Raw genomic sequence first — 12,312 nt, forward strand, 5'->3', positions numbered from 1 at the left:
CTTCATGAATCTCAAATCCATTTGCTGTCTTGATAATGAAGTCGGGAATAATAAAGTGTTGGTTATTGATAAAGATCTGAACTGCTTGTGTTCTGTACTGAAGTATATCTTCATCGCGTTCTAGACTAATTGCATGAGCTAGTTCTAAATTACTCTCAAGACATATGAGTCCTTGATTTTTAATGCTTGGAAAGAGCGAAACACGGCTGCCTATGCGTGATTTTATTCTACGCTCACCAATAAATTTTGATGATACATGTGTCTGTTTTTTAAAAGCATCGTCAAATTTTTCTAATAGGTTACGATTGAGGAAATGAGTTTTCTGTTGAAGATAATTTGATTGCATTGCTATTCTCACATTTTTTTAAGATGAGACAAGGCTTTGAACAACTTTGGTTATATTGCTCTAGACTTGACGGAACATTGCAATCAAGAGATACTAAAAACACGACTAGTTAGCTTTCTCTTGATTGCAAACGGGTAGAGCGGATTCTATGAATCCGCTTTATTTTTTAAGTCATATTTTTTCCTCTTTTTCAAGTAAACCCAAAGCAATTGCTATTCGTTTGCTTTCGCCTCGTTTAGGAATACGATTTGTATTTAATATCCGATAGACAAGATCACGTGAAAAATTATGCTGTATACTCCATTCCGAAATGGTGATACCAGATCTTTCAAAGTCATTTTTAATCTGTTGAATTGTCTTCATAGTAATAAGAATAATTAGATTGATATTGGCAGAATATTGCTTTTAATAAAAAAAACAACTGCTAATTTTTTAGTATATTAAATTTTGTTATGAATTTTATTTTTAAATAATAAATTAATTCTTAATTATTTTTATTATTTTTTTTAGAAATGATTAATAAATACAGTGTTCAATTTTTTTAATAATGTTATTGATATTGTTTTTTCTTTTTATAATATTGTTTACGTCATAATTAATGGTATTGATATACTTTTCTAAGCAAAAATCTAATTCTGGAATTTCTTTAATTAGATCATTAGTTAGTTGAATTTCATTAATTTTCTCAAATTCTTGTTGCTTAATTTCAAGTAATTTTTTGTTTAATATTTTAGTTGCCTTCAATTTGCAATGATCAAATCTGAATTCTTCTAATTTTGAAGTTTCTGAATAATATTTTTTTCCACTCGGACAGAAAATTTCTGTTAAGTATTCGTGCTTAACAAGCTCTTTTAGAAGCGCATAAGTCTGTTGTTTTATTTGATCAGAAATTGTATCAAATTGTGACCATATCTCTTTAGGGGTAAACATTACAAGAACAGTTTGTCGCTCCATAACTAACAAGAACTGGTCTTTAACAGCATTTTTGATTTCTTTCATATATCTTAATCTTGGAAAAAATAATTGCTAATTTTCAGCAAAAAATTGGGAAGGGGTGGTATGTCTTAAAAAATACAAAATGATATGTTTAAACAAATAGCTGACTTCCCCTATAACAAGTCAGCTATTAGCTTTTATTTTGCTAATACATACAGGTATACCAATTATCTTAGCTATCCCAAATTACGCTTCCAGATTCTAAAGGTGTTTGTTTATATCTAACACTCTGGTCACAACCGAAAGTCCAATAATAGATTTAATTATCTTCATTATAGTTCTCTTTAAATTGCTGCTTATTTTTACTTGAATTTGCGATAAAACTTTTCACTGAGCGTTCTCCTCAAAATTATCACCTATAAAAAAATTGAAAAGAAAAGGAAGTAATACTTTCCATTTACAGACATCAAAACTAAGGATTTCTTAGTGATGCAAATACTAAGTAATCCTTAGTAAAAAATCAATTCAAAACTAAGACTATCTTAGTTTTATGATTGATCTTTAAACTCATGGTAAGGCCTACATCAAATATTTTTTCTATACGTTTAAGAGAAGCCCGAAAAGCAAAGGACTTGTCTCAAGAACGTCTAGGAATATTGGCCGGTATTGATGAATCCTCGGCAAGTGCACGGATGAATCAATATGAGACAGGAAAGCATATGCCTGATTTTCTGATGGCATCTAAAATTGCAGATGTCTTAGATGTTCCTGTTGCTTATTTTTATACTGATGATGATTTGATGGCTGAAATAATTTTAAAAATTCATCTGATGTCACATCAACAGCGATTGGAATTTTCAAAACTTATTGATAGGTCAGATTAGTAGATAAATTTATCCTAATGTTGTGTTAAAAATAGGTCTATCTTGAAGATGGATAGTGTTCGTTCAAAGATAATCTACTAATAGGTAATAGAATCATTATCACGTTTTTTAATTTTGTAAGTCCCTCGACCAGTAAATCTTTTCGCAAGATCCGGATTTCGTCCAGATAACTTTTTGACCAATACTGGTTCGCTATAGGGAGCTTTGCTCCATACAATATCATTCTCTACGTAGATTGCTGTTCTAGTACGTGCAACTTCAATAAAACGTTTCTGAAGTACAAGAGCAGCAGCTTTAGCTATTTCACGTTCGTTCTCTGGGCTCTCAATTGTCATATCTAAAACCTTCAGTTGATTAGATTTCGTTGATAGTGATGTTCACTACCTCACGATCAAGTAACACTAATTATTCAATATAGATTTCTTTAGGTTAAATTCCAATGATCATTATGACTAGTGGCTATAAAACTAAAGATTCTATAAGCTTTGAAATTGATCATTTATAAAGAGTTATTCGCTGATATGAAAAGGTCAAATACCTAACAAGATAGGTATTGGCGTAAAGCTCTTGTTATTTCTCTGCTTAATGCTTTTTAAAATGGAATTGTATTTTACGTTTCTTCTTATCAATTATAGTTAGAAATGAGGTGACGGTAATTTAGCAATTGTTAAGCTAGGTGAAATTGCAAAAATATTGAATATTGATATTAAAATGCTTTTACTATGAATAGTATGTATTTTATATAAAAAGTAAGGCTGATTTTTACCTTATTACTTTAAGAACTAATAAGACAAGGGATTAAAAGTGACTCCTCAATCTACAAATTTTGGTTTTTTAGCTGAGTATGATCCCTTATTCGTTGAATTGGCTGGGGCAGCAGAAAGGGCCTTTTATAGTGATCCTAATACAACATTGATTAAACTTCGCCAGTTGGGTGAGGCTATTGCACAGCATATGGCGGTAACACTTGGTATTGAATTTCATGAGCAAACCACACAGGCTGACTTAATTTATAAGTTAAGTAGTGAGCTAAAGTTAGAAAAAGTTGTCCGTGATTTATTCCATACTTTAAGAATTGAGGGTAACAAAGCTACTCACCAATTTAAAACAAAACATAAAGAAGCTGTCAGTGGTTTAGTTATAGCAAGAAATCTAGCAATTTGGTTCCATCGTTCTTTTGGTAAAGCTGGACCAGACTTTAAACTTGAACCTTTTGTGCCTCCTATTGATCCTAGTCAACAATTGCGAGATTTACAGGCTGAAATATCGGAATTACGAAATGATCTGCAAAAAGCCAATGTTCAGCTAGATTCTAGCCAGCAGTTAAATGATTTAATTGCTAAGGAAAAGTCAGAATATGAAGCATTAGCTTTAGCAATGGATGAAGCTGCTCAGAAATTTTCGGCTCAAGCTAAAGCACATGAAGAGGCGCTTGCAAAGCAACAAAGAGAATACGAAGAGAAGGTTAAGGAGTTACAGCAACAACTTTCAAATCAGAATGAAAAAGATGTTTCTGTTAAACGTCAACAGATTGGTCGCAATGCAAGGGCTGCAAGTCAATCTATTCTATTAGACGAAAAGCTGACTCGTATTTTGATTGATCAGCAATTACAAGAGGCTGGTTGGGAAGCAGATACACAAGAACTGGATTATCGTAAAGGTGCTCGTCCTGAAAAAGGGCGAAATATGGCAATTGCTGAATGGTCGATGCAGGGAAACTTTAAAGGTCAACGAGCTGATTATGTGCTCTTTGTAGGCTTGACACCAATTGCTGTAGTTGAAGCAAAAAAAGAAAATCTGAATGTGGCTGGCGCTATCACTCAAGCTGAGCGGTACAGTCGTGGAATAATTATTGAAGCCCCATTACAAGGTGCTTGGTTGGTTGAGGGGCTATCACAACCTTGGTCTGACGGTGTTGATAGCTTCTATCGTATTCCATTTGCATATTCTTGTAATGGTCGCGAGTATTTCAAACAATCAGCAGAGCAGTCTGGAACTTGGTTTAGAGATGTACGAAGTGTGAGTAACATTAAACGTCCATTACAATCCTTTCATAGTCCAGACGGTTTATTCGATATTCTCAAACGAAGTAAAGAAGAGGCACAGCAAAAATTAAAAGATGAGCCATTTGGATATCTAAAAGTTCGTGATTATCAACAAAAAGCAATTATTGCAGTTGAAAATACTTTGTCTCAAGGTGTCCGTTCAGCGCTGTTAGCAATGGCAACAGGGACTGGTAAAACAAGAACAATCATTGGGTTGATGTATCGTTTCTTAAAGGCAGAGAGATTTAAACGTATTTTATTTTTAGTGGATCGTACAGCTCTAGGGCAACAAGCTCTTGATGCATTTAATGAAGCGCCATTAGAGCAAAACTATACCTTATCCAAAATTTATAATATAGCTGAGCTTGGCGATATGACGGCTGAGGCAGAAACGCGTGTGCAAGTGGCAACAGTACAGGCAATGGTAAAGCGCATATTTATGAGCGATAGTCCGCCTCCAGTTGATCAATTCGATTGTATTATTGTTGATGAAGCTCACCGTGGTTATACCCTTGATCAGGAAATGACGGAAGGGGAAATCGCAACGCGTGATATTGGTCAATACTTATCTAGTTATCGAAGAGTGTTGGACTATTTCGATGCAGTCAAAGTGGGGTTAACAGCAACTCCAGCAAAGCATACTAGTGAGATTTTTGGTAAACCCGTTTATACCTACTCTTATCGAGAAGCAGTTGCAGAAGATTGGTTGATTGACCATGAGCCTCCAATCCGTTATGAAACATTGCTGACCCAAAATGGGATTAAATTCACGAAGGGGGAAACAGTTAGTGCGATTAATACCCAAACAGGCTCAATTGAAAGTGCTGAATTAGAGGATGAGCTCAATTTCGAAGTCGATGCTTTTAACCGTCAAGTGATTAATGAAAACTTTAACAGAGTGATCTGTGAACAATTGGCCCAAGAAATTGATCCATTTGGTGATGAGAAAACCATGATCTTTTGTGCGACCGATGCCCATGCTGATATGGTAGTGCGTCTTTTAGGTGATGCATTTAAAGAGCTCTATAATGGTGAATATAATCAGGCCGCAGTCGCTAAGATTACAGGTAAAAGTGATAAGGTTGACCAGTTGATTCGCCAGTATAAAAATGAGCGATATCCAAGTATTGCCGTTACTGTTGATTTACTTACTACAGGGATTGATGTCCCAAAAATTTGTAATATTGTGTTTATGCGTCGAGTGAAGTCTCGTATTTTGTATGAACAAATGATTGGTCGTGCTACTCGTCGTTGTGATGAGATTGGTAAAACAGTTTTCCGCATCTATGACCCCGTGGATATTTATGCTGCTTTGCAAGATGTAAATACCATGAAGCCATTAGTTAAAGATCCGAATGTTACTCTAGAGCAACTTGTTGAAGAGTTAACGGATCCTGAAGTGTTGGATAGGGCATTAAATAGTCCTGGTGAGCAGGAAGGGGAAACACATGCAGATGTTGTTCTCAGTCAGCTAAGTCAAAAGTTGATGAGAGTTTTGCGTAAAGCGGAGATAAAGGCAGAGAATAAGCCTTTATTGAAGCAGAAGTTGAATGAATTACACCAACAATGGGATGTTGAACCTAAGGTACTTCATAAGCATTTACACGATCTAGGCCCTAAAAAGGCTGCTGAATTTATGATAAAGCATTCAGGTTTAGTCAAGCAGTTAGCTAATGTTGCTGAACTTCTTGGTTCTGACAAGAAACCAATTATTTCAGAGCACCAAGATGAACTGGTCAATCGAGAACAGACTTATGGTGCAAATCAAAAACCTGAAGATTATCTAGACCAATTTAATCATTTTATTAAAGAACAGTTGAATCAGTCTATTGCTTTAGGTGTAGTGGTAAATAGGCCTAAAGATTTAACTCGAGAACAGTTAAAAGAAGTGAAGTTGTTGTTGGATGGTAACGGGTATAATGAGGCCAATTTGCGTAGTGCTGTTCTCCAGCAAACCAATCAAGACATTGCCGCGAGTATTGTTGGACATATACGTCGAGCAGCTTTAGGAGAGGCATTAATTCCATTTGAACAACGTGTAATGCAAGGGATGCAGCGAATTTATGCTATGCATCCTTGGACATTAGCCCAACGTAAATGGTTGGAACGTTTAGCAAAACAACTTGTACATGAAGTGATTATTGACCGTGAGTTTGTTAATAACCGCTTTAGTGATCAAGGCGGTGCGAAGCAGATGGATAAAGTGTTAGGCAACCAGCTAAATACTGTTTTAGATCAATTGAGCGAAGCCATCTGGCTTTCGCAAAGTGCGTAATTTTTTAATTTGGATTGACCATGACAAATAATGATATTGTTCAAAAACTCTGGAATCTGTGTGATGTATTGCGTGATGACGGCATTAATTACTCAGATTATGTGACTGAACTGGTTTTATTATTATTTATTAAAATGGTTCATGAAAATACTGAAGCTGGCACTTTAAAGAGTCATCCTTTACCTGAAGGATGCCGTTGGGAAGATTTAAAAGGAAAATCTGGTCTAAATCTACTTAATGATTACAAGCGCATTTTATTGAGCCTATCAACTGGTAAAGACTATGATGGAAAGCAGATTCATGAAGATCCTCTAATTTCTGCTATCTATGCAGATGCGCAGACACGTTTGCGAGAGCCACGCCATTTAGAACAAATGATTAAGACACTAGATCAGATTGATTGGTTTAGTGCCACGAAAGATGGTCTAGGTGATTTATACGAAGGTTTATTAGAAAAGAATGCATCTGAAACAAAATCTGGTGCAGGTCAATACTTTACTCCGCGGCCATTAATCAACAGTATGGTGCGTTGTTTAAAACCACAAGCTGGGGAAACGATTCAAGATCCTGCTGCGGGTACTGCTGGATTTTTAATTGCCGCTGATCAATATATTAAAGAACAAACAGATGATCTATATGATCTAACAGCACAGCAACAAACATTTCAAAAGAATCAAGCGTTTATTGGTGTTGAGCTTGTTCCAAGTACGCGTCGCTTAGCACTCATGAACTGTCTATTGCACGGGATGGAAGGTGATAATGAAGGTGTAATTCATCTGGGTAACTCATTAGGTCAAGTTGGAGAAAATTTAAAACCTGTAGATGTGATTTTGGCAAATCCACCATTTGGTACATCTAAAGGTGGTGAGGCAAGTATTACTCGTGGCGATTTAACCTACCCAACCAGTAATAAACAATTAGCATTCTTACAACATATTTATCGTGGTTTGAAACCAGGTGGGCGAGCAGCAGTAGTTCTACCAGATAACGTTTTATTTGAGGCTAATACAGGTACAGATATTCGCCGAGACTTGATGAATAAATGTAATCTACATACGATTTTACGTTTACCAACAGGAATTTTTTACGCACAAGGTGTAAAAACTAATGTACTGTTTTTTACGAAAGGTAGTGTTGAAGATAAATACCAAGAAGAGAATTGTACTAAGCAAGTTTGGGTCTATGATTTGCGTACCAATATGCCAAGTTTTGGTAAGCGTACACCATTTACAGAGCAACATTTAAAACCATTTGAAGATGTTTATGGAGATGATCCTAAAGGTACTAGCCCTCGACAAGAAGGTGAACACAGTTTTGATGCTTTATCGGTGGAGTTAGCAAATGATGATGCAAACCGAAATGTGGATAAAGAGCTAGCCCATAGCCGTTGGCGTTGTTTCAGCCGCGAATGGATTGCTAAGAACAAGGATGATTCATTAGATATTAGCTGGCTAAAAGATAAAGATAGTGTGGATACTGCTAATTTGCCTGAACCAGAGGTTTTAGCGAGTGAGGCTAAAGAAGAACTTGTTTCTGCTTTAGCTGAGTTAGATTCGTTATTAGCTGCTTTAGGGGTTAATTGATGAGTCAGAAAGAATGGTTGCCTAATGGATGGGTGATAGCGAAGGTCGGTGATTATTTATTTCTAAAGAATGGGTTTGCTTTTAAAAGTAATAGTTATGTTCAACCTAATGATGTGACATATCCTGTTATTCGCATTTCTGATATTGATGGCATGTATGCATCAGATGCGGATGCGATACACGTTTCGGACCCTGTTGTTGGATTCGAAGTCTGTAAAGGTGATTTGCTGATAGCAATGTCTGGGGCAACAACCGGAAAAATTGGAGTATATAAAGGCAAAGAGCCAGCATTCCAGAATCAGCGAGTTGGTAATTTAAAATTACGCTCAGATAAGTTAGGCAGTACGAGATTTAGGAACTATCTTATTGCTTCATTAAGCGAGAATATTCTTAAAGAGGCTTATGGTGGGGCACAGCCTAATATTTCGGGAAAAGCTATTGAGAATATGGAGATTCAACTCCCACCACTAGTCGAACAAAAAATTATTGCAGATAAGCTTGATACTTTGCTGGCTCAAGTTGAAAGTATTAAAGCTCGTTTAGAAAGTATCCCTGAGATTCTTAAACAATTTCGTCAGTCTGTGCTTGCTGCTGCTGTTAGTGGGAAGTTGACTGAGGAGTGGAATGTACAGGCTTGCTTGTTATCGGACGTGGCAGAGTTTCAAAATGGTTATGCTTTTAAGAGTGAGTGGTTTTCTAATGCCGGTTCTTATCAGGTGATAAAGCTCGGGAACATTCGTGACGGTCGGCTATTTGTTGAGAATGCGCCTGCTTATGTTGATGGGAAAATTGGGCAAGAATTTGAGCGGTTTAAACCAAGTGTTGGAGATACTTTGATTAGTATGACTGGCACTAGGTTTAAACAAGATTACGGTTTTGGCTGTCTAGTAGAAACAAACCAGGATATTCTCATAAATCAGCGAGTAGGTAGATTAATTCCTCTTCGGGAAAAGATAATACCAGAGTTTCTTAATCTCTTTATAAGATCAGAGCTGTTTAGAAGGCAATTCTTTCAGGGGGAGACTGGTGGAGTGAATCAAGGTAATGTGGGTTCAAAGCATATAATCTCTTTATCTATTGATGTTCCCCGAATTGAGATTCAGATTGAAGTGGTGAATAAGGTTGTTAAAGCCTTAAATGCTGTAACTGCAATAGAAGAGCAAGTTCAATCAGCCTTAGATCGAGTAAATAATCTCACCCAATCCATTCTTGCTAAAGCATTCTGTGGTGAATTAACTGCTGAATGGCGTGAAGCTAATCCTGATTTAATCAGTGGTGAAAACAGTGCTGAAGCGTTGTTGGAGAGGATTAAAGCAGAGCGATCAGCTAAACCTGTGACGAAGCGTAGTCGAGGTAAAGCATAATGCGTTTACTTTCTTTGGAGCTTATTGGGCAATATAAAGGCTTAAAAGATCAGTACTTCGATTTTCGGAATACCGAGGGAAATATCCTTGCTTTGATTGGTCTGAACGGATCTGGTAAGTCACAGCTTCTTGAACTAATTTCAGAAACTTTTGCTTATTTAGAGCGATGGCAGCGAGAAGATTTCATTACACGCACGCCATTACCATTTGACGTAAGTGTTCAGTATTCAATAAAAAATCAGAGTCAAACTGAAGACGTGATTTTGGTAAATATTGATAAGGATGATGTCAAATCTTATAAGATTACTAATGACGGTGAACGAAATCTATTGCTTTTAGGAGCTCCATTACCTGATTTTATTGTGGGTTATGCTTCCGGGTTGAATGAAAATCTTCAGCGCGCTTTTATGAAAAACTCATTACAGTACTTTGAAATTAAAAGAATTAGTGCAAAACGCCAAAAACAGTTAAGTAGTGATGTTAATGAAGAGCAAATTTCTGAAATTAATCAACAATACCTTAAAAAATATCCTCATATATTTGAGAATATGTACTCTGATGAGTACGATGAGAATAATTATTTAAGTCTTCGAGAGGTTAACCCTAAGCCAAGTAATCACATTTATATTGACTATGACAGTGCAGGCCTTTTATTACTGAGTCTAGTGATATTGCCATCAGAGAAAATTGAACAAGTATTAGGTACGTTAGGATTCAAACATCCTATAAAAGCTAAGATTTATTATGATTTGAGATCTGGTGTAATAGACAGTGATGTGATTCGTGATATTCAAATGCTGAAACGCTTTGTAGAGCAAGATAATTTCACTCCCATAGGTAATATGACTAGTGATGAACAATTTGAACAGTTTGAACTTGATTATTTAGCTGGAATAATTGAACTTGATTTTAGTAATTCAAATATCCTAAATAATTTACGCGAAGCTAATTATCATGATCCTAGATCATTTTTCCTAAGATTGTTGAAGTTGCAACAATTAGGGAATAAGAAGTGGCCTATTGCTAACAGAAGAAAATTAGCTAAAGATGACTTTATTGAAACAGTCAAAACACCTTTAAAAACTCAGTTACCTCTAAGTGTGGTTGAGTTGAGATTTCTGAATAATAAGAATCAGGAAGTATGTTTTGATGATCTTTCGGATGGTGAAGCTCAACTTATGCAGGTGTTAGCAGCTTCGAGTATTTTTGGTCTCGGGCAGTCTCTCTTTCTATTTGATGAACCTGAAACACATCTTAATCCGTCATGGCGAACTTATTTCCACACCTATCTTGAAAATGCCTTGAACATAAATGGGGAAAATGCAGAAGATTCTCAAATATTTTTATCAACACATTCACCATTTATGATTTCTTCACTTAAAAAAGAGAATGTGTTCTTTTTTGAAAGAAATCATAATGGTTTGATTGATTTAAAACCAGTTAATGAAGAAACTTATGGGGCCTCTTTTGATGTGATTATTAAGAGGTATTTTGGGCTGAAGTCTTTGATTTCTCATAGTGTCATTGATGAGATACGCGAGCAATTAAAGCTTGGTGATGCTCAAGCGAAGCAATGGATTGAAGATAATTTAGGTCTTTCTGCTGAACGTGCGTATTTGATTAAGAAGTTGAGTAGTTAATGCTTTTTAAATTACATCCACAAACTCCAAAATTTCGAGTTTTTGAACTTTTAAATGATGAGTTAATTTATTTCTTAGAAAAATCTATTAATCAGCAGAGATTCGGGAGACGGCTGTTTAGCAATACTTCTGTTGGTAAAGCGTGTTGGGATAACTTTAAAAGTCCCGCGGGTAAATATGATTTAACACGAGATAAATTTGAAAAATTATTTGAAAATTTAAAAAGAGAGACAGAGTCTATTCGTGAACAATTACATCGGATAGTACTTGATAATCAAGATTTATCATCATTTTTTCTAACACCTAATCCAGCTTTGTTAGACTTTCTTCTTCGAGATACTTTTGAAGCATTTAAGGTGTTGGCTGCTCATTTATATGGAGCTACTAAAGATTTGCAGCCAATCATTGATGCAGCTGGCGGAATTAATATTCATAGACATTTTGAAGCTTTTCGTACAGATACTTTAAATGGAAATATTTGTAAGGCTTGTGGTATGGAAAAGCTTGCACCATTTAGAGCAAATATCGGTGTAGAGAACCAATGGCGAGCAGATTACGATCATCAATTATGCAAATCTAAATATCCGTTATTTGCAGTTCATCCTGATAATTTAATCCCACTATGTGATGTATGTAATCAGGATGCAAAAAAAGCAAAAGATTTATTTGTAGCGGAAGATACAAGTCTTAGATATAGCTTTTACCCATTTAGCGAAGAAGCTCATAGTTATGTTTTATTAGAAATTGAAAACTTAAGAGATCTTAGTCCTAGTGTTAAAGTGAGTTGGAATACGAGTGATAGTATTTTGATTAGTAAATTAGATACTTGGGATAATATTTATGAAATTAAAAATAGAGTTGAAGGTGAGTTCCGTAATTTAGATCTGATTATAGAAAATGAAATTCAGCCTGAGGACTATACTGAGTTTGAGCGTGAAGTAAATCGGAAAACTAGGGCTATTCCGGATCCAACTCTTAAAAGTAAACCTTGGGCATATTGGTATCATAAATTTTTTTGTGAATTGAATTCAATTGATAAAGAGGCTTTTTGGGAAAGAAGTCGATTCGTTCAAAATATGGCAATAGATGGCGTGGAATATATTTTACTTTCACGAGTATCATCATAGTTAGGATTATTCATACTACAATGGAATATCAAACGTTTCATATTCACAAAAAAGCCCATCTAGATAGAGGGACTTTCTTTAGGAAAGTTTGTGTTTTGTGTTAAGTAGTAAA

Annotated in this window: 9 protein-coding genes and 1 pseudogene; 6 read left to right on the forward strand and 4 right to left on the reverse strand. The window is 35.6% G+C overall.

Annotated features, from left to right (window positions below):
* From KT990_RS12210 to KT990_RS12220, 3 genes and pseudogenes are all read right to left on the reverse strand, one after another.
* Positions 1-346: pseudogene (locus tag KT990_RS12210) on the reverse strand (hypothetical protein); the annotation flags it as partial.
* Between the two features lie 171 nt (positions 347-517).
* Positions 518-709, reverse strand: a complete 192-nt coding sequence (locus tag KT990_RS12215; RefSeq protein WP_218208858.1) for a DNA-binding protein — start codon at positions 707-709, stop codon at positions 518-520.
* Between the two features lie 153 nt (positions 710-862).
* Positions 863-1,345, reverse strand: coding sequence for a hypothetical protein (locus KT990_RS12220; protein WP_218208859.1), 483 nt, complete (start codon positions 1,343-1,345; stop codon positions 863-865).
* A gap of 506 nt (positions 1,346-1,851) precedes the next feature.
* Here KT990_RS12220 and KT990_RS12225 point away from each other — a divergent pair.
* Positions 1,852-2,166, forward strand: a complete 315-nt coding sequence (locus KT990_RS12225; RefSeq protein ID WP_218208860.1) for a helix-turn-helix domain-containing protein — start codon at positions 1,852-1,854, stop codon at positions 2,164-2,166.
* 77 nt (positions 2,167-2,243) lie between these two features.
* On the opposite strand, the gene KT990_RS12230 is transcribed toward KT990_RS12225, so the two are convergent.
* The gene (locus KT990_RS12230) at positions 2,244-2,501 is read right to left on the reverse strand and encodes a hypothetical protein (RefSeq protein ID WP_218208861.1); all 258 of its coding nucleotides are present in this window, start codon (positions 2,499-2,501) and stop codon (positions 2,244-2,246) included.
* A 469-nt stretch (positions 2,502-2,970) separates the two neighbouring features.
* On the opposite strand from KT990_RS12230, the gene hsdR reads away from it, so the two are divergent.
* From hsdR to KT990_RS12255, 5 genes are read left to right on the forward strand one after another with little or no spacing between them, the layout of a single operon-like run.
* The gene (gene hsdR, locus KT990_RS12235; RefSeq protein ID WP_218208862.1) at positions 2,971-6,486 is read left to right on the forward strand and encodes a type I restriction-modification system endonuclease; all 3,516 of its coding nucleotides are present in this window, start codon (positions 2,971-2,973) and stop codon (positions 6,484-6,486) included.
* A gap of 20 nt (positions 6,487-6,506) precedes the next feature.
* Entirely contained in the window at positions 6,507-8,069 is a 1,563-nt protein-coding gene (locus tag KT990_RS12240; protein ID WP_218208863.1) for an N-6 DNA methylase, read from the forward strand.
* Positions 8,069-9,433: a restriction endonuclease subunit S gene (locus KT990_RS12245; protein ID WP_218208864.1), complete on the forward strand. Its 1,365-nt coding sequence runs from the start codon at positions 8,069-8,071 to the stop codon at positions 9,431-9,433. Before KT990_RS12240 ends, KT990_RS12245 begins: the two co-directional genes overlap by 1 nt.
* Positions 9,433-11,073, forward strand: coding sequence for an AAA family ATPase (locus tag KT990_RS12250; protein ID WP_218208865.1), 1,641 nt, complete (start codon positions 9,433-9,435; stop codon positions 11,071-11,073). The genes KT990_RS12245 and KT990_RS12250 overlap by 1 nt, the downstream gene beginning before the upstream one ends.
* Positions 11,073-12,200 (forward strand): hypothetical protein, encoded by a 1,128-nt coding sequence (locus tag KT990_RS12255; RefSeq protein WP_218208866.1) that lies wholly within the window; start codon positions 11,073-11,075, stop codon positions 12,198-12,200. Before KT990_RS12250 ends, KT990_RS12255 begins: the two co-directional genes overlap by 1 nt.
* Positions 12,201-12,312: the final 112 nt, after the last annotated feature.

It is taken from the genome of Acinetobacter sp. F9 (assembly GCF_019195275.1).
In the GTDB taxonomy this organism is placed as follows: domain Bacteria; phylum Pseudomonadota; class Gammaproteobacteria; order Pseudomonadales; family Moraxellaceae; genus Acinetobacter; species Acinetobacter pseudolwoffii.

Bases quoted from the DNA above. Each gene is read 5' to 3' on its own strand.
- KT990_RS12215 (WP_218208858.1), bottom strand. From the start codon at position 709: ATGAAGACAATTCAACAGATTAAAAATGACTTTGAAAGATCTGGTATC.
- KT990_RS12220 (WP_218208859.1), bottom strand. From the start codon at position 1,345: ATGAAAGAAATCAAAAATGCTGTTAAAGACCAGTTCTTGTTAGTTATG.
- KT990_RS12225 (WP_218208860.1), top strand. From the start codon at position 1,852: ATGGTAAGGCCTACATCAAATATTTTTTCTATACGTTTAAGAGAAGCC.
- KT990_RS12230 (WP_218208861.1), bottom strand. From the start codon at position 2,501: ATGACAATTGAGAGCCCAGAGAACGAACGTGAAATAGCTAAAGCTGCT.
- KT990_RS12240 (WP_218208863.1), top strand. From the start codon at position 6,507: ATGACAAATAATGATATTGTTCAAAAACTCTGGAATCTGTGTGATGTA.
- KT990_RS12245 (WP_218208864.1), top strand. From the start codon at position 8,069: ATGAGTCAGAAAGAATGGTTGCCTAATGGATGGGTGATAGCGAAGGTC.
- KT990_RS12250 (WP_218208865.1), top strand. From the start codon at position 9,433: ATGCGTTTACTTTCTTTGGAGCTTATTGGGCAATATAAAGGCTTAAAA.
- KT990_RS12255 (WP_218208866.1), top strand. From the start codon at position 11,073: ATGCTTTTTAAATTACATCCACAAACTCCAAAATTTCGAGTTTTTGAA.